Origin of the sequence: Algibacter sp. AS12 (assembly GCF_046736315.1) — a bacterium.
GTDB lineage: Bacteria > Bacteroidota > Bacteroidia > Flavobacteriales > Flavobacteriaceae > Algibacter_B > Algibacter_B amylolyticus.
In genome coordinates, this window is sequence record NZ_CP151841.1 from 1324651 (window position 1) to 1348509 (window position 23859).

Consider the following 23859-nt stretch of genomic DNA (forward strand, 5'->3'; position numbering starts at 1 on the left):
TGTTTTTTTTGGTACAAAAAAGCTTTAAAAACAACTTTCATTTTAAATTAAAAAATATATCTTTGCACGCGAAAACTTAAAGTGTTTTTATAGAATTAAAACGCATAATATTAAATACATAAGTAATGTCTAAAGTTACAGGTAAAGTTGCACAAATAGTTGGACCGGTTATCGATGTTGAATTCGCTGCTGGATCAGAACTTCCAAAAATTTACGATTCATTAGAAATTAAAAAAGCAGATGGTTCGCTTTTAGTACTAGAAGTACAATCTCATATTGGAGAAGATACTGTACGTACTATTGCAATGGATTCTTCTGATGGTTTAAGTAGAGGTACAGAAGTTACTGCAACTGGCGCACCTATTCAAATGCCGATTGGTGATGACGTTTATGGACGTTTATTTAATGTAATTGGAGATGCTATTGATGGTCTTGGAGATTTACCTAAAGCTGGAGAAGCTGGGTTACCAATTCACCGTCAAGCTCCTAAATTCGAAGATTTATCAACTTCAACTGAAGTTTTATTTACTGGTATTAAAGTAATCGATTTGATTGAGCCTTACGCAAAAGGTGGTAAAATTGGTTTATTTGGTGGTGCTGGTGTAGGTAAAACAGTATTAATTCAGGAGTTAATTAATAATATAGCAAAAGGACACGGTGGTTTATCTGTATTTGCTGGAGTGGGTGAAAGAACTCGTGAAGGGAATGATTTACTTCGTGAAATGTTAGAGTCTGGAATTATCCGTTATGGAGATGATTTTATGCATTCTATGGAAGATGGCGGATGGGATTTATCTAAAGTGGATAAATCTAAAATGAAAGAATCGAAAGCTACTTTCGTATTCGGACAAATGAATGAGCCTCCTGGAGCACGTGCACGTGTTGCCTTATCTGGTTTAACTATTGCTGAGTATTTCCGTGATGGTGCTGGTGAAGGACAAGGAAAAGATGTACTCTTCTTCGTAGATAACATTTTCCGTTTTACACAAGCTGGTTCTGAGGTATCTGCATTATTAGGTCGTATGCCTTCCGCGGTAGGTTACCAACCAACATTAGCAACCGAAATGGGTGCAATGCAAGAACGTATTACTTCAACTAAAAGAGGTTCTATTACATCTGTACAAGCGGTTTACGTACCTGCGGATGATTTAACGGATCCTGCACCTGCTACAACCTTTGCTCACTTAGATGCAACAACTGTATTATCTCGTAAAATTGCTGAGTTAGGTATTTACCCTGCGGTAGATCCTTTAGATTCTACTTCTAGAATTTTAACTGCTGATATTTTAGGTGATGAGCATTATGCTTGTGCACAACGTGTTAAAGAGTTATTACAACGTTATAAAGAATTACAAGATATTATTGCTATTCTTGGTATGGAAGAATTATCTGAGGAAGATAAATTAGCCGTAGGTAGAGCAAGACGTGTACAACGTTTCTTATCTCAACCTTTCCACGTAGCAGAGCAGTTTACTGGTATTCCTGGTGTATTAGTTGATATTAAGGAGACTATTAAAGGATTTAACATGATTATGGATGGTGAATTAGATCGTCTTCCTGAAGCAGCGTTTAACCTTAAAGGAACCATTGAAGAAGCTATTGAAGCTGGAGATAAAATGTTAGCGGAAGCGTAAAACTTAGTCCACAGTCCACAGTCTGCAGTTAGCAGTACTGAAGACTGAAGACTACAAACTGAAGACTTAAAAAGATGTATTTAGAAATAGTATCACCAGAAGCCACATTATTTAGCAGCGAAGTTGATTCTGTAGCAGTTCCAGGTATAAACGGTGAGTTTCAAATGTTGGATAATCACGCTCCTATAGTTTCTATACTAAAAGAAGGTTTTATAAAAATCCATACACATACACAAACCCACTTAGAGTTTGATGCTTTACATTCTGAAGTTATTCCACATAACGATGATGATAAAGTATTGACTATAAAAATAAATTCGGGTACACTTGAAATGAAAGATAATAAAGCTATAATTTTAGCCGATTAATTTTATTTTAAATTGACATATAAAAAAAACGTAAAGCTTAAGCTTTGCGTTTTTTTTATGCTCAATATTTCCTATCTATTTCCTAATAGCCTTTTTAATCGCTTAGTTTACAAAAACTCTAAAAACAAAATTGTTATGGTACAACAACATTACAATCCAGTAATATATTCTAGTACAAATACAAGGTGATTTTTTTGTGCCATGCACAGTATAAGGCATAAATTTTCTTGAATCATTTGGTGCACTAGTAATAAAACTCTTAATATCTATCCGGTATTGCCATTCCATTCTTGACACAAGCTTAAAAACTTTCCTAATTACAAAATAGAATTTACAAACTAATTAGTTTTAAAGTATTACAATTTAGTATCTTAGTTTTAAGAAAAACCAATATTTCAGTGCCAATTACAACTATTTCTAAGTTATTTTACAAAGCAGCAATGTTATTTTGTTTTCTCATACTTTCTTCACTGAAAGCATACGGAGGTACAACTCCCTTTATAACCACATGGTTTGTAGGCGATGAAGTTAACCAATTTGGGATGCCACTTAATAATTATATAACAATTCGTGCTTCGGAAACTGGTTTTAATTACACTGTAGATTGGGGAGATGGTACAACAACAAATCATACCAGTGTCGCCATACATACCTATTCAGCAGCAGGTATTTATACCGTGAGTATAACAGGCGATTTTCCTAAGATTGATTTTATTAATATGGAAAGGTTATTAACCATAGAACAATGGGGCGATAACCAATGGCAATCCATGGAAAATGCTTTTAAGGATTGCATTAATGTACAAGGTAATTTTACAGATACTCCTGATTTATCTCATGTAACCAACATGGAATATATGTTTTATAATGCAGCTTCTTTCAATCATAATATAGCAAATTGGGATGTTAGCAATGTTACTAATATGGAATATATGTTTGCAGAAGCTTCTAGTTTCAACCAAGATATAGCAAATTGGAATGTTAGCAATGTTACTAATATGCAATATATGTTTGCTGAAGCTTCTAGTTTTAACCAAGATATTGGAAATTGGGATGTTAAAAATGTTACTAATATGGAAGCCATGTTTTTAAACACATCGCCATTTAATCAGGATATTGGCAATTGGAATGTGAGTAACGTTACTAATATGAGTAGACTTTTTGAAGGAACAAAATTTAACCACAATATTTCAAATTGGGATGTGAGTAAGGTTATTAACATGAATGGGATGTTTTATATAGCCTCGGAATTTAACCAAGATATTGGCCAATGGGATGTGAGTGCAGTCACCAATATGGCAGATATGTTTTCGCATGCTTTTAATTTTAATCAGGATATTAGTAATTGGGATACGAGCAATGTATTAACCATGGCTAAAATGTTTTACGTTGCCGAATCATTCAATCAAGATATTGGCCGTTGGGATGTTAGTAAAGTTAGAAATATGGAGCTCATGTTTGGAGGTGCTATTTTGTTCGATCAGGATTTAGGGAATTGGAATGTTGTTAGCGTGGTAGAAATGTACGGAATGTTTTCAAGCGTAAAACTATCCATTTCTAACTACGATGCTTTATTAATAGGCTGGTCTAAGCTTGACCTTCTATCTAATGTCGAATTTCACGGCGGGTATAGCCAATATTGCGCCGGAGCTGCTGCACGAGAAAAGATAATTTCTACCTACAACTGGATAATTATAGATGGTGGTACCGATGCGCCAATTTTAGATGATATAGAAAACCAAAAGGCCATTGACCAATATACATTGCCTAAAATTACAGGAAAAAACCTTAGCACAAATGAAAAATATTATACAGCACCAAATGCCACAGGTACCGTTTATAATACTGGTGATATTATCTATTTTAATGATTTCAACGCCTACCCAATTACAATTTATGCTTACGACGTTTCTAATGGTATTTGCATTTCAGAGCAGTCTTTCCAATTAACCTTAATTTCAAGTACCTTATCTTGCGCTACCTTAAATATACCAAGTTTAAATTCGACAAATGTATCAGTAGAAACTGATTTCATTTGGAGTGCAGTAGCTGGTGCAGAAGGTTATAAAATAGCTATAGGAACAAATTCTAGCAACAACAATATTTTAGAATCAACTGACGTTGGTAACATTCTAAATTTCGATTTATTTAGAAACTTACCCCAAAACACTGAGGTTTACGTAAAAATAACTCCCTATAATTCTATAACAGAAAATATAGACTGTGAAAATATTCACTTTACAACTGAAACCCTTACAACCTCAAGCATTCCTAAATATTTTACACCTAATAATGATGGCTATAATGATACTTGGGTAGTACCCGACCCTTTAAATACCATATCGTATATTAATATTTATAATAGGTATGGAAAATTGTTAAAGCAATTTACTGATATATCGAAAGGATGGGATGGGATCTATTTAAATAATACGTTACCATCAAATGACTATTGGTACACTATACACTACAAAAATGGCGCGTTTTTAAATGGGCACCTTAGTTTAAAAAGGTAACCGTAGTAATTCTCAATAGGCTCTACCCTATTTATTAAACCTTTTTAATCACATTAGTTACAATACCCCAAATAACAAAATCGTTATCGTCGGTAATTTTAATAATAGGATAATTTGGATTTTCTGGTTGTAACCACATACCATCCCTATCTACCCTTAAGCGCTTTACGGTAAATTCGCCATCTAGAAAACACACCGCTATTTTATTATTAGCAGGTTCTAAACCTCTATCAATTACTAGTAAATCATTATCATCAAGCCCCGCCCCTATCATCGATTGTCCACTTACACGTGCATAAAAGGTGGTTTCTTTATTTCTTACCAGTTCGGTATCTAAGGATAAACGTTGCTGACTAAAATCTTCTGTTGGCGCTGGAAATCCTGCCGAAATTCCTGTATCGAAAAAAAGTGCACCTGAAGTCTGAGTTGATTCTGGCGAAAAAATATCTAACGAGTTTGTGTTTAGTGCTATCATAAATTAAAGGTTTTGCTGGCGGTTTTGTGCGTTAGCGGCATGTTTGAAATCCTTTTTGTTTTTCGCAAAAAGATTGAGTAGCAAAAGCCCGACCGCCTGACCTGAGCATAGACGAAGGGTGTGCTAACCTGCATGTAGGCAGGCGCCCAAATTAATTTTCTGCTTTTAAATTTAATTTAAATTTTTGAAATATCATCTTTTATTACACACTATAATCCTAAAAAAGATCCTGCTTTTTAATAATGGTGTTACCTATTCGCTTATATGCAACAAGTATTCCGTTGGCACAAAATTGATATGTTGCTTTCGATTTTTGTTCGGAAACCAATAGCAACAAAACATCTTCTACCGTACAGTTATTATCTTTAGCTACTTTAGCTTTTACGTGACTTATAGTAGCCCTTCCTTTTTTTAATTGGGCTTGTATTTTACTATTTAAAGCCGGCTCTTTAAAATCTGGAGCTAAATTACAGCCTGTATCCGCTTTTAAAGGTGTTTTAATACTAGTTAATGAAGATTGCCCATCTATATACTCCCAAGTGAAATCGGCATTAAGTAAAACGCGCCTACCATCTTCGGTGTTTACAATGTGGTTGTTTTGAGCACATACAAAAGATGAAACTAAAAGACTTAAAAGGAAAAAATATGTTTTCATGAAGGGAGCGTTATAAGATTATTTGTACCACCAAAAATACAATTTATAATTCATTATGTTTTAAAAAAAATAGAGACGTGAAGAATACAGATTGTTGATAGACACCAAATTAATATAAGAAAAAAATGATAGTATTCGTTTACAAACAAACTTTAATAAACTATATTTATTTAAACTAATCTTGAATTATGGCCGAAACCTTCACTACAGTTGCAAAATTTCAATATTCGGCAGAAGCGCAAATTGTTAAAGGACGTTTGGTAGCCGAAGGGATTAAAGTATTCTTATTTGATAATTTAACTATTGATACTGATCCTTTAGTTAGTAATGCTATTGGAGGCGTGAAATTAAAAGTACTTTCACATGAAGCTATAGAAGCAAAAAGCATCTTAAATTCTATAAGTGAATACTCTTTGGATGACCAAGGTGATAATTTAAAATGTCCAAACTGTAACAGCAATAAAATAAAACTCTATTATACTATAAAAGAAAGTAAATCTTTCTTTGCCTTTTTATTCGCTCTTATATTAAGTCTATTAACTACCGTTCTTCCTATTTATTCAAAAGATAGTTACCGTTGTGAAAACTGTAATACAGAATTTGATATAAAGAAGCCATAAACTTTATTCCTCGTAAACTCTATTCTAAAATCAACACATCATAAGCAATTTTTAGTTTTTTAACCACGAGCTCAATTTCTGCTTCATTAAAGTGCCCAAAACCAAAACGAATAGCACAGGTATCTTTATCTTGATAAAGCGTTGTCTTTGGAAGATACAAATCGTTTTTTTCCGCTTCTTCGGCTAATTGCACTAAAGATATTTTAGATTTAAATTGCAACCAAATTGCTAGTCCGCCAGATGGTAGTTCCCAATGCACAGCGTCTTTAAATTGCTTTGTTAATTCATTACATAAATAATCGCGCCTTTGTTTATAGATTACAATATTTTTTTTGAGAAGGCGATAAATTTCGCCTTCCATAATTAACTCAGCTAGCATTTGTTCCTGTATAACATCACCTTGCTTATCTAGTAATTTTAAATAATTTTTAGCTTCCTGAATTAAATTCTCGGGCGCTACAACAAAACCCACTTGAAAACTAGGAAATAAGGATTGCCCCAACTTTCCTAAATAAATAACCATACCATTAGCATCGGCACTCGCCATAGGTAACATGGCAGAACCTTCAAACTGAAAATCGTAATCGAAATCATCTTCAATTATAGCAAATTGGTAAGCTTTGGCTAAAGCTAACAATTTTATCCGGCGTTCTGCACTTAGTGTTGCTGTGGTTGGATAATGCCGGTGTGCACAAACATAAACGCACCTTATACTACCTTTTACAAAATGTGTTTTTATATAATCTACATCCAAACCATGCGCATCCACGGGAATTGTTTTAATATTGGCTCCTGCCTGCTGAAAAATCATGTTAGAGGCATAATTACTTAAATGCCCCACCAAAACCAAATCGTTTTGTTGTACTAAAAGCTGCGAAACGATATACAAACTCATTTCTGTACTTCGGGTACTTAAAAGATTATTAGGTTGTATATGGAAACCGCGCGTAGCGTTTAAATAATTACACAACTGCATTTCGAAAAGTGAGTAGGATGATTCATTCCATTTACTAACCAACGATTTTCGTTTCATTACCGCGCTATACCATCTAGAAAACTGGTGTACAGGATGCAATCTTAAATCTGGCGAGCCTTCATTTATACTATATTTCGCCCTGGTAGCCTTAATATTTGAGGCCAAATTAAAAGACGACTGAAAAGGAAACCCTGTAGTAGTGGAGTATGTATTGGCTTGATCTATATGTTGTGCGCTAGCTTTTATTTTTGCAGTAGTTTGCTCAGGCACCAAAACAAAAGTGCCTTTATTAGGTATAATATTTACCCATCCTTGCGAGGCTAGCTCATCGTAAACCGCAACCACGGTGTTTCTATGTATTTTTAAAACCTGACTTAAAACACGTGTTCCGGGTAAAACGGTGCCTTTTGTTAAATAGCCACGTTGTATCGCATTTATAACTTGTTGCGCTATTTGAATATAAATAGGTTGTGCAGTAGATTTATCAAAATGTATTAACTGTTTTAGAAGTTGGCTAACCGGACTATTCATTGTTTTAAAACTGGACTATTCTACTCGTCCGGAAAGTTACGACTTTTGCAGCGTTAAAAACAAATCATTTAATGAAGTCTATTTACGCTACAATCGCATTTACTTGTTTCTCTATTATTGGGTATGCACAAGAAAACCCTGTACAAACAAACTCGTTGGAAGAGGTTATTATTAATTCTACAAGAATCAATTTACCTTTTAAAGAAAACTCTAGAACCATAGATATTATTTCATCAGAAGACATCAAAAAAAGTGCCTCAACAACGCTAGCTGATTTGCTACAACAAGTAGCCGGAATAGATATTAGACGCCGTGGAACTGCCGGTAGTCAAGCCGATTTATATATTCGTGGTGGTAGTTTCGACCAAACATTACTGCTTATCGATGGTATAAAAATGGACGATGCACAAACAGGGCACCACACCATGAACGCGGCTTTACCGCTAGAGGTTATAGAACGTATCGAAATTATTAAAGGACCTGCTGCTCGTGTTTTTGGGCAAAATGCATTTAATGGTGCCATAAACATTATCACTAAAAAAGAACTTAGCAATTCGGTTTCGGTTAAAACAGAAACTGGATCTTTTGGGCAGTTAAATACTGGCGTAACCGTTGGTGCAGACCTCGATAACTCATCGCATATTGTGCATGTAGATAAAATGACATCGGCGGGTTACCGCCATAATACCGATTACGATAACAGTAACTATTTTGTAAAAAGTGTTTTTAATAAAAACAAAAAAGCCATTGAAATGATTGCTACGTTTCAAGAACGAAAATTTGGCGCCAATGGTTTTTATGCTAGAGAAAGCGCTACCGAGCAATACGAAGAAACTCAAAACAGCCTTATTGGTTTTACTACAAACTTTAACACCGAAAAATTAACCCTTAAACCTCGCATATACTGGAAACGAAACCAAGATGAATATGTGTATTTAAGAAACGACCCAACCGTTTACCGTAATTTACATATTACCAACAAAATTGGTGCAGAGCTTAACGGAAACTATACATCTAAAGCAGGAATAACTGGTTTTGGAATCGATCTCTCTCAAGTTTATATTACTAGTAACAATTTAGGAAACCGCAATCGTTTTATGACAACCTTGTTTTTAGAACATGCTTTTAAATTAGCCAACCAAAAATTAGATATTACACCAGGCATTGCGGTTACCTATTTTTCAGATTTCGATTTTTATGCCTTTCCAGGTATAGACATTGGTTACAAAATTAACGATCAATTAAAAGCATACGGTAACATTGGCTATACATACAGAATACCAACCTATACCGATTTGTATTATAACGACCCAAGTACGGTTGGGAACCCAGACTTAGAAGTTGAGGAAGCGTTTTCACAAGAAATTGGAATTAAATATTTTTCTCCAAAATTTACAGGATCGTTGGCTGTTTACAACCGCGATGCACAAAACTTAATAGATTTTGTTCGTACCGGAGTTACAGAAACCATTTATACAGCAACAAATATTACCGAGGTTAACACAAAAGGGTTCGAGGTAGATGCTGCATACCACTTTAAGCATAACAACTATAACCAAACACTAGCCGTTGGTTATAACTTTTTAGAAGACGATATTTTAAACAATAACAAAGACCTATCGCGTTACTCACTAAACACACTTAAACACCATTTTACAACCCGTTTAAGTACACAATTGTTTAAAAATGTGAGTCAGAATATAATTTACAAATACGCCCAACGTACCACTGGCGACAGCTATAACGTTTGGGATGCCTCCATTGCATTACACCTAAAACAGCTAGAATTCACCTTTACGGCAAGCAATATTTTTAATGCCGATTATATTGAAGCTGGTTTTGTGCCTATGCCACCTAGCAATGTCCTTTTTGGGCTTAACTATAAGTTTAAATAAACCTATAAATTTTAATAATTTGAGCGTTACCAAAAGGGTCGGGCTTTCAGTAGTCGCTTTTTTGTGTTGCATATGTGCAACAACACAAAAAGAGCTTCAACAATACCTCAATCCCTAACGCGGGTAAGTCTGTATAATTTAGTCAACAATCCAATCGTTTTAAGTTTTTTTGCTAGAACTCGCACAATACTAAACTAAATTTAAAAATACTTTATATCGTTATTGCTTTTTATTGGTAACAAATAACATGAAGTTTTAAACTCAAGTTTTAAGTTTAACGATAGCTGCGTTAGGGATTGTAGTGGATAGCCCACAGCCTGACAAAGGAAGAGCGAGGACTTGTAACCGAAAGCCCGACCCTTGTGGTAACGCCCAAAATACTATTTTAGTTCTAATATCGTTTTGTTAACTTTGCGGTCTTAAACTAAATATACTTTGTCGTTAAACCTACTGGACATTCCGCGTGTAAAAACCATTACTAAAGCGGATTTTTTAAAGCATTATTTTAAACCGCAAAAACCTGTGGTAGTGGAATGCTTAACCAAAGATTGGCCGGCATACAGCAAATGGAATTTAGAGTATATGAAGGCCGTTGGCGGCGATATTACCATTCCGCTTTACGATGACAGACCAGTAGATTATAAAGACGGCTTTAACGAGCCACATGCCAAAATGAAACTGCGCGATTATATAGATTTATTAAAGCGCGAACCTACTAAATACCGTATTTTTTTATGGAATGCCTTAAAGGAAATTCCGCAATTACAAAAGGATTTTACATTTCCTAAATTGGGCATACACCTTATAAAAAGAGTGCCTATGCTATTTTTTGGCGGTAGCAATTCGCACACCTTTATGCATTACGATATTGATTTGGCTAATATTTTTCATTTTCATTTCGAGGGGCAAAAACAAGTTATTTTATTCGACCAAAAGCAAAACGAATTCCTGTATAAAATTCCGCATGCCTTAATTACCAGAGAAGATATAGATTTTAATAACCCCGATTTTAAAAAATGGCCTATGCTTAAAAAGGCTAAGGGTTACAAAACCGAACTTAAACATGGCGAAATGCTATACATGCCAGAAGGTTATTGGCATTACATGCGCTACATTACGCCTGGGTTTTCTATGAGTTTAAGAGCCCTTGCCAGAAACCCTAAAAACTTTAGTAAAGCCGTTTATAACATTTTGATAATGCGCAATTTCGATAATGTTATGCGCCGTATTAAAGGCCAAAAATGGATAGATTGGAAAAACCAGCAAGCCATTTTAAAAACCAACAAACATTTATAAAGCTAAAACACCTGTTTTTAGGGCTTTTTAAACAAACTCTAAATAAGATAGAACTTACAAATAAACCTTTGATATTAAAAAACTTGTAATATCTTTGCGCACTTAAATTTAAAGCTCATTTCAAGACATGAGGACATCTAAAATATTAGATGAAATCAAAATTTTATTGTACGAATTACATTTTACAACTTAAAAATAAACATAACAAAATGAAAAATTTAATATTATTATTGACTATTCTTAGTTTTTCGGCTGCAAGTGCACAAGCCTACAAAGGACAAGGTGACAACAAATTTCAAGTAGGTGCTAATTTACAAGACAATGGTTCTGGTATTAATGTAAGTTACGATTACGGTATTGGAGAAAACATATCTATTGGTATATCGTCTACTTACCTTTTAGGTGTTGATGATGCTTTAAAAAATAATGAAAACGAAGATTTAGATGCTAATTTCGATAATCGTTTTGATGTAAGATTTCGTTTTAATGCTAACCTAGGTAACGTAATTAATATTGACGAAAACTTCGATCTTTATCCTGGTTTAAGTCTTGGACTTAAAAACTTTGGTGGTCATTTAGGAGCACGTTATTTCTTTACAGATGGTTTTGGTATTTACACAGAATTAAATGCACCGTTTGCTAAATACAAATCGGAAACTTTAACTGCTGCCGAAACCTTACACAACCAATTTACTGTTAATTTAGGAGCTGTTTTCAACTTATAGTTCTAAACTTTTAAATATTAAAAAGGCGAATTATGTTTTATACATAATTCGCCTTTTTTACGGGATTACCCCAATAACTCACTGGCTTTTTCGTACACCAAATGAGTTTCCCAGCCTCGATACAGCAGATAATCGATTAATTTTTTCTTTTTCTTAAATTTATTAGGTTCTGTAATAGAATTAACTCTTTTCTCGGCTAAGGTATTGAAAACCTCGATGTACTCCGTGTTTTCTATTTCAGCAAGTGCTTGATTTATATTAACTTTGCTTATGTCTTTTTTCTTTAATTCTAAAGTTAATCGGCGACGGCCCCAAGCCTTAATTCTGAACTTTCCGCTAACAAATGTTTTAGCAAAACGTGTTTCGTTAAGAAAGTTATGCTCTAAAAGATGAACTATTATAACATCGATAGCCTCGGGTATCATGTGTAAAGATTCTAATTTTAGCCTTACTTCTTGGTGGCAACGTTCTTGATACGCACAATAATGCTCTAGTTTTCTAGTCGCTTCTTGTACCGTAAATGTTTTTTTTGTTTGCATAAGCATCAAAAATAACAATGTTAAAGTAACAATTTGAAAAAAATATTATAAATACCAAATCTTAGATTTTTAAAACTTAACGGTTATGAAAAAAATTACTTTATTAATATTATTGTTTTTGGCTTTTGATTTTGGTTTTGGGCAAGAAATAGCTGCTTTTAGCTCTGTTGCTAATGCCGGATGTAGTGGAACTATTTCAAATAATGCAAATATTAGTACTACTGGAATTTGTAGAGGATCTGGAATTAATATAAACACAGGCGGAACATACAATTCACGAGATTGGACTACAAATGCAACATTAGATTCTAATGATTATTTAGAATGGACTTTAACCGCAAATTCTGGTTATTCCATTGATCTAACTACAATGGACATAACCTATGATAGAAGCGGAACAGGTCCAACAATGGTTGATATTCAAGTTGATACTGGCTCAGGTTATTCATCAATATTTACGGATGCATCCGTATCAGATCCAGCAGAAGATAATAATGGTATAGATTTGACTTCAATAACTGGAATTACTGGAACAATAACATTTAGATTATATGCTTTTAGTGCTAATGGTGCATCGGGGACTTTTGATATTGAAGAAAATACTACTACTGACAAAGGGATTGTTATAAATGGTTTAGTTAATGCTCTTCCCTGTCCTACTGCCACAATTTATACTGGAACATGGTCTAACGGATCGCCGGATAGCTTAACAAAAAGTGTTGTTATAAGCAGTAATTACAGCACTACAACCGAAGATATTGTAGGTTGTAGTTTAACCGTAGATTCTGGAGCTACACTAACTATAGCCGATGGCACATTTGCAGAAATTGAAAATGATGTAACCATTAATGGTACTTTAGTAGTTGAAACCCAAGGAAACTTTGTACAACGAGACAACGCAGGAACGTTTACAAATAATGGCACATCGAGAGTAAATAAAACTACAGCTACAAAAGCCGATTGGTATTACTATACTTACTGGAGTTCTCCTGTTGTTGGAGAAACTACCACTAACGTATTTCCGGATGTAGATGGCGACAGACGTTTTTGGTTCAATGCCGCTAATTTTGTTGATACAGATACTGATAACGTTGATGATAATGCAGACGCATGGCAATATGCCTTAGCTTCAAACGGGACCGATAATATGCTTCCTGGAGTTGGGTATGCCGTTACAGAAGCTAGACTTTTTTCAAATTTTGCGCCAGGTACGGGATCTGCATCATTTGAAGGTGAATTTAACACTGGTGATATAGACACAAACATTTCATTTAACGCTGCAAATCCAGGTACTAGTTGGAATTTTATTGGTAACCCATACCCTTCGGCTATCGATTTTGATGCCTTTTATACGGCAAACTCTACTGAAGTTGATGGTACCGCCTATTTTTGGTCGCAATTCACACCACCGTCTGGAGCTAATCCTGGTAACGAACAAAGTAATTTTAGTAGAAATGATTACGCCATGTATGCCTTTGGAAGTGGTGGTGTAGCTGGTGCAAGTGGAGAAACACCTACACAGTACATACCTTCAGGACAAGGATTTTTTATAGCTGGATTAGCCAATGGACCTGCTACGTTTACCAACGCTATGCGTATGGCAGATGCCACTAGCAATACACAATTTTTCAAAAACTCTAGCGCTAAACAAAACACCGCTACAGCTAATAGACTTTGGGTAAATTTAACTTCGGATAACGGTATATTTAACCAAATACTTGTAGCCTATGTTGATGGGGCAACCAACGGAATAGATAATGGAGCCTACGATGCTAAACGATTTTTAACACCAGATTTTAACACAACTCTATATTCTACCATTGAAGGGTCTAACACTAAATTTGCCATTCAAGGTAAGGCCATAAATAGCTTAACAGAAGATGAAATTATAAATCTTGGATTTGCTACTAATATTGATGTGGCTACTTTATATACCTTTTCTATTGCACAATTAGAAGGTGACTTTTTAGCCAACAACATCATTTACTTAAAAGATAATCTATTAAATAAGGTACATAACCTATCGGATTCCGATTATAGTTTTACATCGGAAGTTGGAGAGTTTAACGATCGTTTTAAAATTCAATTTTCCGCGTCTGTATTATCAACCGAAAGTAATTCACTTGAAACTAACGCATTAAAAATTGTGGAATTGGATGATAACCATGTTCAATTTACAGCATCAAATAATATAAAATCGATAAGTATTTTTGATTTACTAGGCCGTCAATTATATCAATTTGAAGGCAACAACACTTCAGAAACCTACAACCTATCACAATTAAATAGTGGCAGTATTTATATTGCAAAAGTAGAACTTTCTAGCGGTGCCATTATTACTAAAAAGGCAGTTAAAAAATAAATCGAAAAAAATATAACATAATACAATGCTCTAGTTTATAGCTAGAGCATTTTTTATAGGCTATATTTTAAAGCTACAATTAGGTTTCGTCCGGCAGCTGCAATTCCAGAAGAATAGGTTTTATAACGCTGGTCGGTAATATTTTCTAAACTTGTAGTTAAAGTAATGGAACTATTTACTTGGTACTGTGCTCTAACATTTATGGTGTACCACGACGGACTGTAAGGATTTCCATTCGCATCTAATGCATAAATATAGTCCTTTTCAATTTCGGAAGGTGCTAACTCGTAATAAGACAAATCGCCATTATAATTTGCAAAAAAGTCTAATTTAATAGCGTTGGATGTCCATGTTAAATGTGTATTCCCAAAGTTTGGTGCCACATGGCGTATAGGCACTTCTATAGACTCCTCCTCTTCTGTTCCTCCAATTACCGAATACTGCGATGTTAAATCCAACTGATTTGTAATAGGCATTTTTAAACCCACTTCAAACCCATAAATCCATGCTTTTGATGCATTTTGTATGGCTTGTACATTGCTTAATTCGCCATTATATAAAATTTCGGTTTCGCCATTTAAACTATAGTCTCGTCTTACCAAAGCATTATCCAAATATGTGTAATAAGTACTCATATCTAAAACTAACTTGTTATTAAAGTTAAGTTTTAAGCCCAATTCGCCACCATAAGCGTATTCCGATTTTAAATTATTATTTGGTACAACCACAGCACCTGGTTCGGAATCGAACACCTTACCAATATCATCAATGTTTGGCGCCCTAAATGCTGAAGATGCATTTAATTTCCATTGTATTTTGGGGCTTGGAGCCCAACTAATACCTGCAGTTCCTGTTAAGGCTTCCGATTCGTTTTTGGCATAATCAAAAGGCAGGTTTAAAAAGACATTGTTTTCGGTGAAATTAGCCTCGGAAACCACATAATTAAAACGTAAACCTGACTGAAACACAAACTTTGGATTTGGTTTATATTTTATGCTTGAATATACTGCTGCCGATTGCCAACTCGATCCATTTGGATATCTAGTTACCGCGTCAACTTCGGTGTTATTTGCGGTATCCTGATTAAAACCAACCGACTTTACTTTATTGTAAATATACTCGCCACCATAGAAAAACTCTGTTTTAGGCGATAACTTTTTCTCTAAATCTATATTAAAAGAATAGGCATCAACCGCCTCTTCACTAACACTTCGCGTTGTAGATTGAAAATCTCTATCCATCCTACTCTCTTGAAAATTTTGGTAAGCTACCGTTGCCTTTATTTTATCGTATAAATTAGACCTACTACTTAGTTTGGTAACCTCTAAATTAGACATAAACCAATTTTGTGGTCCGTAATTCCATTCGGTAGAACGCAACACACCACTTCTATATCGAATTAAACGATCGTAGCGGGGAATATTAGACGTTGTTGAGTAATATAACCCCAAATCGAAACTTAAGTCTTCATAGGGCTCATAATGGGCCTTCTGCATAACATTAAACTGACTATAACCCGAGTATTTTTGAACTAATGGATTGTTATTTTCTATAATAACATCGCCGCTAGAGGTTGCTACGGCAAACTCTGGCCTTAGATAATCTTCTGGCCCATGGCTTCCCATTCTTAAATCATCAAAATCGGTATAACTAGCACTAGTAATAAAAGCCCATTTTTTATAGCCCAAATTGAAATCGAAATGCCCTGTTCTTTCATTACTTGCCGAAGCATATCTCACAAGAGCATTAGCCTTAAACATTAAAGAATCTGTATAAGATAATTTAGGTTTAAGCGTATAAAAACTCATTACACCTCCAATAGCATCGCTTCCATAAGTTACCGAGCCTGCACCTAAAGTTACCTCGGTATTTTGAATAGCAAAAGGATCGATAGCAATAACGTTTTGAAGATTTCCGCCTCTAAAAATGGCATTATTCATTCTTACACCATCAACGGTAATTAACAATCTATTTGTAGAAAAACCTCTAATCATTGGGCTCCCGCCACCCAGCTGACTTTTTTGAATATAAACTTGCCCTGTATTTTCTAATAAATCGGCACTAGTTTGTGGGTTTTTAAATTGAATACTTTTAGCATTTGAACTAAGGATTTTTTGAGGAATATCTCTTTTATTTTGCTTAAACTTTGAAGCTGAAATAACTATTTCCTGCAAACCTTGAGTGTTGGAAATTAAAAACACTTTGTTCAATTTTCCTATTTGCTTCTTAGTTATCGTTTTTAACGTATGCGATAAATGCTTAAAATAAATGGTTTCGGTGTTGTTGAACTCACCTAAATCGGCTTCACCATTAAAATTGGTAACTACACTTTTAGATTTATCGACGTTATAAATAGCCACCCCAAAAACGGGTTCTTTTGTTTGGCTATTAAGAACTTTTATGTTTTGGGAATGAACGCCTAAACTAAGAAATACTAAGCAAAGCGATAAATAATAAAACTTCATGGTTTAGTTAAAAACTTGATTAAAAACTGCTAATGATTTAGGGGTTTTAAAAGTGCCCAAATGTAACTCAAAATAAAGCAAAATCATGCTTAAAAAAGACTGCCTTTGTTTTGCATTTATTTTAACACTAGTTAATGCATCAAATTTTATGCCTAACAACTGTTTAAGCAGCACTAAATTTTCGCCTGAAATAGCATACTTATTGCTAGGTTTTAATTCAAACTTCCCTTCATATAAATTAAAGTAGTGTGCATCTATACTTGTTGTGTCCGGATAAAAGCCTAAATACTTGGAGAGTTTTAATAAAAATAACAAATGAAAATTTGAATAATCGGCTTGCGAATCTAGCCATAAAAGGGAATACTCTAGATAACTATATAACACTTCGTTTTCTTCTTCTTCTTGTAATACATTGGATAGTACTTCAGAAAGAAACATAACAATAGAACTTTTTAACACATGCGTATGCAAACTCGAATACATATGATTTAGCTTCGTTTCTTTTATACTTTGTAAAGATCTTGTGTTTTTATGCGTAAATACAATCTCTATTTGAGATAATAATTGAAAGTAAGCAACTTTAGAATTTCCTTTTTTACTTTTTAAAACTCCACGCAATAAAAAACTAACCACGCCAATATCTTGCGTGTAGCATTTTACTATTAAATCGTTGTCTTTAAATTTTAATTTAGATAGAACAATTGCGTTTGTAGTAATAAGCATTATCTAACCACCATTAATTTTAAAACTTTAGTTTCGTAGGTATCTAAATCTGAAAGCATAATTAAATAAACACCAGAAGCTACCAAATTGTTAACAAGGTTTTTACCGTTCCAATAGGCTGTTCCACCATCAATTTCTAAATTGTAACCCCCGTATCTTTGGTTTATTCTAGATTGTGCTTCGGCAACTAGATTACCTTCAATATCAGTAATTTTAATGTTTACATTTTCAGATATATCTTTAATTTTAACTTTATCTTCAATAAAATTAAAACCTGGTCGTACTGGATTGGGGTAAGTATATGCGCTTGATAAATCTTGGAGAGCAGAAGACCCACCCGAATTAAATGTAAGTAAACCTTTGGTTGTTGCAATGTAAACTATTCCATTTTTATCATCTATCTCAATATCATTTATACTGTTTGATGGCAAAGGTGAATTGGCAGTGGTAAAATGAAATATAGTCTTTTGACCATCAGAAGACAGATAAAATATTCCTGAATCAGAGGTTCCTATCCATTTATTATTTGAGCCATCAACTTTTATTTGCGTTATATATTGCTGAAATAAAAGTTCTTTTGCGATGCCATCCTCTTCAATAATAATTTCATCAACTTCTATATCCTCGTCTTCAAAAAAATTAGATACATTATACAATACACGCAGCCCCCTAAAGGTTCCAATCCATAACTGGTTACGCTTGTCTAACACAACAGATGTTACAAAAGCATCCGGCATATTTTTATCTTCCCCATTTATGTTTTTTATTTTAGGATCACCATTATTCTCATTGAAACCAATTAAACCATTAAAGTGTGATCCAATAAACTTTGTTCCTGTGGATTCATCAATTTCTATTTCACTAAATCCATTTTCGCTGGTAGGCACTGCGATAATTTTAGAAAAATCATAAGAAGTCCATATACCATTTTCATATTTGTTTAAAGGCTCTTTCACCCTTCCATTAACTAACCATAAAGCACCATTATCATCATAAGTAATTGTTCCTGTTAGCTTAAAATTTCCTGCAAATGGAACTAACGTACTATTATCTTGATTGTATAATTGAATAGGTTCGGCATCATCAAATTCTATTACGCCCGAGTAATACGAACTTACAAACACTTGATTAGGTTGTGTTGGGTTAATAGCTGCATGAGCCAAATATCTTGGGTTTGTTATTCTATTATTAATAGTGTCATACTGAATATTTGACCATTTACTGTTCTTTAAACGACTAATTCCTGTAAAAACTCTATCCCCCCCAATAAAATTGAAAAAAAAGTTATAACCACCAGAAACACACCATAAATCATTATTATAATACTCTAACGAAAACAAATCGTTTCGCAGTGGTCCATCTGGATGAATTTCTTCAAATGCAGTGGGGCTACTTATTTCTGTTTTTAAAACACCAAAATCCAAACTACCAACATATACATATTCTCCTTCAACAACTGAAGATTTAAAGCTAGTATCGAAGTCTTCTAATGTTGAAACTTGAGCAATTAAATTAAAACCCGCATCGTAAATAAAAACATTATTATCAGTAGTGATTACTAAATTTGACTCATTAGATTTTATCTCACTAGGCACATCATCATATACAATTAATTGATTTAAAGTATCATTAATTATTTCATATAATACCCCATTCGAATTTATGCCATACAATCTATCTTCATTGGTTTCGATACCTATAAAGTTTCCGGAAGCAACATTTTGCCAATTATTATAATCTATTAAATTTGCGCTAGAAATATCTGCTTTTTTTATCCCTCCAGCATTCATACTTGCAGCATATATAAACCCGTTATGGATAGAAGTTTGTTTTATAGCAATTTGAGAACCTCCATTTCCAATGAAGTAAGTATCACCAAACTCCAAACGTTCAAGATCATATATTGAAACACCATAATTGGTCGATATATAGATTACATTTTGGTAAGCATTAAAATGATTAATAGTTTTATTATCTGCAGGAATTGCCGGCTTATCAACTATATCTACTATAGATAACACATCGTCATTATTATCGAAAAGAATTTCAACAAGTCCGTTTTCATAACCAATTACTAATAACTGATATAGCTCACTGTAATAAATTGTAGAAATAGTTTCGCCCGAAAGCCCATTTACAGTAGTAAGTTCTTCCATATTATTGGATTGAACATCCACAGTAAAAATAGCATTACCTGAAACTGCATATATTTTATTATTCCCTTTTACAACTTTGGTAATACTATAATATGAAAAATGGCCTTCCCATTGTGCCGAATAATCCTGAGCAAATTGAATAAATGGCGAAAAGCAAAAAAGTATAAAAAGTATTTTTCTCAAAATTGAATTTATTTATGTTCAAAGATATTACATCTAACGAACTTCATCTTAAAATAATATATTTTAAAAGACATAAAATTTTAACGTTCGTATCAAATTACATTAAAGCTAACATCTTACTGGATGCATTTAAGTGGACAGTAATTTTCTTTGTCTTTCTTTTCGGCCTTTAGACAGAAATCTCAACTCTATAAAATACCAAGATAAAGTTGCTAAAATAACAACTAATAATACTATAAATACACTAACAAAAACTGGATTATAGACCTGAAAAAATCCGTAAAACAGACATATTTGAATGATTGGAAAATGATAAATATACACACCATAAGTTATATCTCCATATTTACCAAAATGATTTAAAAATTTAAAATTATAAGCGATATAAAAAACCATAATACTGTAAGCTAATGGTTTAAAAACATGAATACTAAATATGTATTGCTCTAAAAAAAACACAAACAAACAAGGTAAAATTATTTGATGTTTCCATTTTATAAAAAAATTGAAGTTTTTGTAGAGCACAATTCCACACATAAAAAAAGCTATAGCACCAGGTAATTGCTTTGCTATGCGGTACATATCTATAGACACAAAATAATTAAAATATAGTATTGATAGCAAATAAACAATAACTCCAAAAACATGAATTTTATCTTTTTTAGATTTAGTAACCCAATAAAACAAAGGCAACAATAGATAAAAAGCCTCTTCAATTTTTATAGTCCAAAGCGCACCATTAACGACACATAAATAATTGTTACTAAAAACTCCTGGTAAACAAGGTTCGATATAATTTTGAAAGGTTAAATTGGCTATAAGATACTTCCAAAATTGTCTGTGCAGAAAATAATCGCCAACAGAATATTTTGAAATAACAGAAAAAAACAGAGCACAAAACAAAATAACGAAAAGGTAAGCAGGAATTATGCGTCTTACCCTTTTAATGATATATGACCTTAAAGATTTGCTGTTTTCATAGCTTTTAGCAATTAAAAAGCCACTTATAACAAAAAAACCATTAATAGCTAAACGAGTATTAAAAAGCCCAATATAATCTTGAAACATTTCAACTTGGCTTAACTCTATAAGATGAGCAAAACACACCGTAAAAGCAAAAACAACTCTTAAAAAGTCGAAATTATTAGTATTTATTTTTTCCAAAACTTAAACTTTATGTTTCAAATATATTTATAACTATCGAGCTTTTATGGAGAATTACATGATTTAAACAAAAAAAGCTCCCTAATACATTAGGAAGCTTTCTAATTATAAGCATTCTTATAGCTTAAACTATACCTTGAGCTAACATTGCATCGGCCACTTTTACAAACCCAGCAATATTTGCACCTTTTACATAATCTACATAGCCATCATCACCTTTACCATATTCCGAACATGACTTATGAATATCGGACATGATGTCTTTAAGCTTATTATCCACCTCTTCTCTAGACCATTTGAATCGTAACGAATTCTGAGTCATTTCTAAACCAGACGTTGCTACACCTCCAGCATTTGATGCTTTACCGGGAGCAAATAATATTTTAGCTTTATGAAAAGCTGCAATAGCCTCTTTAGTTGACGGCATATTTGCACCTTCACTAACACAGATACAACCGTTGCTTAAAAGCGTATTAGCATCTTCTTCTTGTAGCTCATTTTGAGTTGCACAAGGCAAAGCAACAGCGCATTTTTCACTCCAAGGTGTTTTTCCTTTTACAAATTTAGCGTTAGGATATGATTCTAAGTACTCACTTATTCTACCACGTTTTACATTTTTTAGCTCCATAACAAAAGCTAATTTATCTGCATCTATACCGTCCTCATCAAAAATATAACCCGATGAATCTGAAAGTGTTAATACCTTACCTCCCAACTGCAATACTTTTTCAGCGGCATATTGCGCCACATTACCTGAACCCGAAATTACTACGCTTTTACCTTCAATAGTATCGTTTTTAGTTTCAAGCATTTTTTGCGCAAAATATACATTACCGTAGCCTGTAGCTTCTGGTCTAATTAATGAGCCACCCCATGTTAAACCTTTACCTGTTAACACCCCAGTGAACTCATTTTTTAATTTTTTATACATCCCGAATAAAAACCCAATTTCCCGAGTTCCTACTCCAATATCTCCCGCAGGAACATCAGTATTTGGACCAATATACCTAAACAATTCACTCATAAAGGCGTGGCAAAAACGCATAATTTCATTATCCGATTTTCCTTTCGGATCAAAATCGCTACCTCCTTTTCCACCACCCATTGGCAACGTGGTTAAAGAGTTCTTAAAGACTTGCTCGAAAGCCAAAAATTTTAAAATACTAGCATTTACCGTAGGATGAAACCTTAACCCTCCTTTGTAAGGTCCTATTGCAGAGTTCATCTGTACACGATAACCCCTGTTTACTTGAATCTCTCCACTATCATCAACCCACGACACTCTAAAAGATATCAGTCGTTCAGGTTCAACCATTCGTAGTAAAATATTTTTACCATAGTAAATATCATGCTTTACGATGTAAGGGATTACTGTTTCTGCAACTTCCTCTACAGCCTGCAAAAACTCGGGCTCATGGCCATTTCTTTCCCTAACTAGGTCTAAAAATGATTCTATATTTTGTTTCATATTTATAATTATTACGTCATTAATTTATTGAAAAAGTAATATACAAGCACAAATATACGTTATCTTTAAAAAAATATGCGATATTTTTTGAATTTCGCAACAAAAATAAATGAACGAAATACACTAACATATTAATATTTGTTTGTTTTGGTAGTTTTTATATATTTGCTCATAATAATGCCCTCAAAAAAATAAACCTTTTATGCTTAACTTGAAACATTTAGCTTCAGTTTTTTGCTTGCTTTTTATATTTCAAACTGCAAATGCTCAACTAGGCTTTTCTCATGAATTGGGTGTTATTGCTGGACCACTTCAATTTAGATCTGATTATGGTGTTCGTGAAGATTCAAAAACTAACGTAGGGAATTCTGGTTTCGGTATTGGAGTTGTACATTACCTGAACTTTTCATATCGTGCAGACTGTAATTGCTACACTACAGATACTTATTTTAATGATCATTTTAAAGTAAGAAATGAAATTTCATATAACAAAACAAATTTAGAACACCTTGGTAAATGGGTTTCTGCGGATAGAACTACAATTAATGCAGATAAATTAAGAGCACATAAAGGCGTTGCTAAAAATCTTGACATTGGTACACAACTTGAATTTTTTCCTTTAAGTATTCGAGATTTCCAAGGCTTTGCTTACAACTTTGCACCTTTTGTTAGCCTAGGAGTTCATTACACATCATTTACCCCGGAAGTGAGTACAACTTATGGTGATGGAGATGTTACCGATTATACTAACTTTTACACAGGTTGGGAAGATGGCTCTGTTGATGCCTCTCCAGGAAGTACATGGTCTGTAGTTTCTAGTGTTGGTGTTAGATACAAACTAACCAAACTATCAGATTTAATGCTCGATCTAAGATGGCAATATTACTTTGGTGATAATATTGATGGGTTAGACCACCAATTGGAATCTAATAAATATAATGATTGGTTAGTCTGGCTAAACGTAGGTTACATATTCTATCTTGATTAATAGCTAAAGCTTACTGTTATAAGCAATTAATTTAGGCAAGTTCTAATATTCCATTTAGCTCCAACCTCACATTTTACAAAAACTTTAATCTTTTAGTTACGTTAATTCAATTGCAATAAT

18 protein-coding genes are annotated in these 23859 nt (G+C 33.6%); 9 read left to right on the top strand and 9 right to left on the bottom strand.

Annotated features, from left to right (window positions below):
- The first annotated feature begins 125 nt into the window (after positions 1–125).
- The 3 genes from atpD (at position 126) to AAFN75_RS05515 (ending at position 4518) form a co-directional block, all read left to right on the top strand.
- Positions 126–1634 (top strand): F0F1 ATP synthase subunit beta, encoded by a 1509-nt coding sequence (gene atpD, locus AAFN75_RS05505; protein WP_144114628.1) that lies wholly within the window; start codon positions 126–128, stop codon positions 1632–1634.
- Positions 1635–1708: 74 nt separating this feature from the next.
- Positions 1709–2002 (top strand): F0F1 ATP synthase subunit epsilon, encoded by a 294-nt coding sequence (locus AAFN75_RS05510; protein WP_144114629.1) that lies wholly within the window; start codon positions 1709–1711, stop codon positions 2000–2002.
- A 440-nt stretch (positions 2003–2442) separates the two neighbouring features.
- Positions 2443–4518, top strand: a complete 2076-nt coding sequence (locus AAFN75_RS05515; RefSeq protein WP_411808606.1) for a BspA family leucine-rich repeat surface protein — start codon at positions 2443–2445, stop codon at positions 4516–4518.
- Positions 4519–4552: 34 nt separating this feature from the next.
- Here the strand turns inward: AAFN75_RS05515 and AAFN75_RS05520 are convergent, their stop codons facing one another.
- Both AAFN75_RS05520 and AAFN75_RS05525 read right to left on the bottom strand, forming a co-directional pair.
- Positions 4553–4993 carry a LexA family protein gene (locus AAFN75_RS05520; RefSeq protein ID WP_411808607.1) on the bottom strand — a complete coding sequence of 147 codons (441 nt, stop codon included), beginning with the start codon at positions 4991–4993 and terminating at the stop codon, positions 4553–4555.
- A gap of 217 nt (positions 4994–5210) precedes the next feature.
- Complete coding sequence (locus tag AAFN75_RS05525) at positions 5211–5648, bottom strand: DUF3157 family protein (RefSeq protein WP_411808608.1); 438 nt, start codon at positions 5646–5648, stop codon at positions 5211–5213.
- A gap of 188 nt (positions 5649–5836) precedes the next feature.
- On the opposite strand from AAFN75_RS05525, the gene AAFN75_RS05530 reads away from it, so the two are divergent.
- Entirely contained in the window at positions 5837–6268 is a 432-nt protein-coding gene (locus tag AAFN75_RS05530; RefSeq protein WP_411808609.1) for a DUF2007 domain-containing protein, read from the top strand.
- A 19-nt stretch (positions 6269–6287) separates the two neighbouring features.
- Here the strand turns inward: AAFN75_RS05530 and AAFN75_RS05535 are convergent, their stop codons facing one another.
- Positions 6288–7775, bottom strand: a complete 1488-nt coding sequence (locus AAFN75_RS05535; RefSeq protein ID WP_411808610.1) for a PLP-dependent aminotransferase family protein — start codon at positions 7773–7775, stop codon at positions 6288–6290.
- Positions 7776–7846: 71 nt separating this feature from the next.
- On the opposite strand from AAFN75_RS05535, the gene AAFN75_RS05540 reads away from it, so the two are divergent.
- The 3 genes from AAFN75_RS05540 (at position 7847) to AAFN75_RS05550 (ending at position 11691) form a co-directional block, all read left to right on the top strand.
- Positions 7847–9670 (top strand): TonB-dependent receptor plug domain-containing protein, encoded by a 1824-nt coding sequence (locus AAFN75_RS05540; protein WP_411808611.1) that lies wholly within the window; start codon positions 7847–7849, stop codon positions 9668–9670.
- 435 nt (positions 9671–10105) lie between these two features.
- The gene (locus tag AAFN75_RS05545) at positions 10106–10966 is read left to right on the top strand and encodes a cupin-like domain-containing protein (RefSeq protein WP_411808612.1); all 861 of its coding nucleotides are present in this window, start codon (positions 10106–10108) and stop codon (positions 10964–10966) included.
- Between the two features lie 209 nt (positions 10967–11175).
- Complete coding sequence (locus AAFN75_RS05550) at positions 11176–11691, top strand: DUF6646 family protein (RefSeq protein ID WP_411808613.1); 516 nt, start codon at positions 11176–11178, stop codon at positions 11689–11691.
- 65 nt (positions 11692–11756) lie between these two features.
- Here AAFN75_RS05550 and AAFN75_RS05555 read toward each other — a convergent pair whose 3' ends face one another.
- Positions 11757–12230 carry a regulatory protein RecX gene (locus AAFN75_RS05555; RefSeq protein ID WP_411808614.1) on the bottom strand — a complete coding sequence of 158 codons (474 nt, stop codon included), beginning with the start codon at positions 12228–12230 and terminating at the stop codon, positions 11757–11759.
- 85 nt (positions 12231–12315) lie between these two features.
- Between AAFN75_RS05555 and AAFN75_RS05560 the strand changes: the two genes are divergently transcribed.
- Complete coding sequence (locus AAFN75_RS05560; RefSeq protein WP_411808615.1) at positions 12316–14592, top strand: T9SS sorting signal type C domain-containing protein; 2277 nt, start codon at positions 12316–12318, stop codon at positions 14590–14592.
- Between the two features lie 53 nt (positions 14593–14645).
- Here AAFN75_RS05560 and AAFN75_RS05565 read toward each other — a convergent pair whose 3' ends face one another.
- The 5 genes from AAFN75_RS05565 to gdhA form a co-directional block, all read right to left on the bottom strand.
- Positions 14646–17057 (bottom strand): TonB-dependent receptor domain-containing protein, encoded by a 2412-nt coding sequence (locus tag AAFN75_RS05565; RefSeq protein ID WP_411808616.1) that lies wholly within the window; start codon positions 17055–17057, stop codon positions 14646–14648.
- Positions 17058–17060: 3 nt separating this feature from the next.
- A complete protein-coding gene (gene recO, locus AAFN75_RS05570; RefSeq protein ID WP_411808617.1) occupies positions 17061–17780 on the bottom strand; it encodes a DNA repair protein RecO in 720 nt (239 codons plus the stop codon).
- The gene (locus tag AAFN75_RS05575) at positions 17780–20119 is read right to left on the bottom strand and encodes a two-component regulator propeller domain-containing protein (RefSeq protein ID WP_411808618.1); all 2340 of its coding nucleotides are present in this window, start codon (positions 20117–20119) and stop codon (positions 17780–17782) included. The genes recO and AAFN75_RS05575 overlap by 1 nt, the downstream gene beginning before the upstream one ends.
- 129 nt (positions 20120–20248) lie before the next feature.
- A complete protein-coding gene (locus AAFN75_RS05580; protein ID WP_411808619.1) occupies positions 20249–21283 on the bottom strand; it encodes an acyltransferase family protein in 1035 nt (344 codons plus the stop codon).
- A 124-nt stretch (positions 21284–21407) separates the two neighbouring features.
- Positions 21408–22751: an NADP-specific glutamate dehydrogenase gene (gene gdhA, locus AAFN75_RS05585; RefSeq protein ID WP_411808620.1), complete on the bottom strand. Its 1344-nt coding sequence runs from the start codon at positions 22749–22751 to the stop codon at positions 21408–21410.
- Between the two features lie 202 nt (positions 22752–22953).
- Between gdhA and AAFN75_RS05590 the strand changes: the two genes are divergently transcribed.
- Positions 22954–23739: a THC0290_0291 family protein gene (locus tag AAFN75_RS05590; RefSeq protein WP_411808621.1), complete on the top strand. Its 786-nt coding sequence runs from the start codon at positions 22954–22956 to the stop codon at positions 23737–23739.
- The last annotated feature ends 120 nt before the right edge of the window (positions 23740–23859 follow it).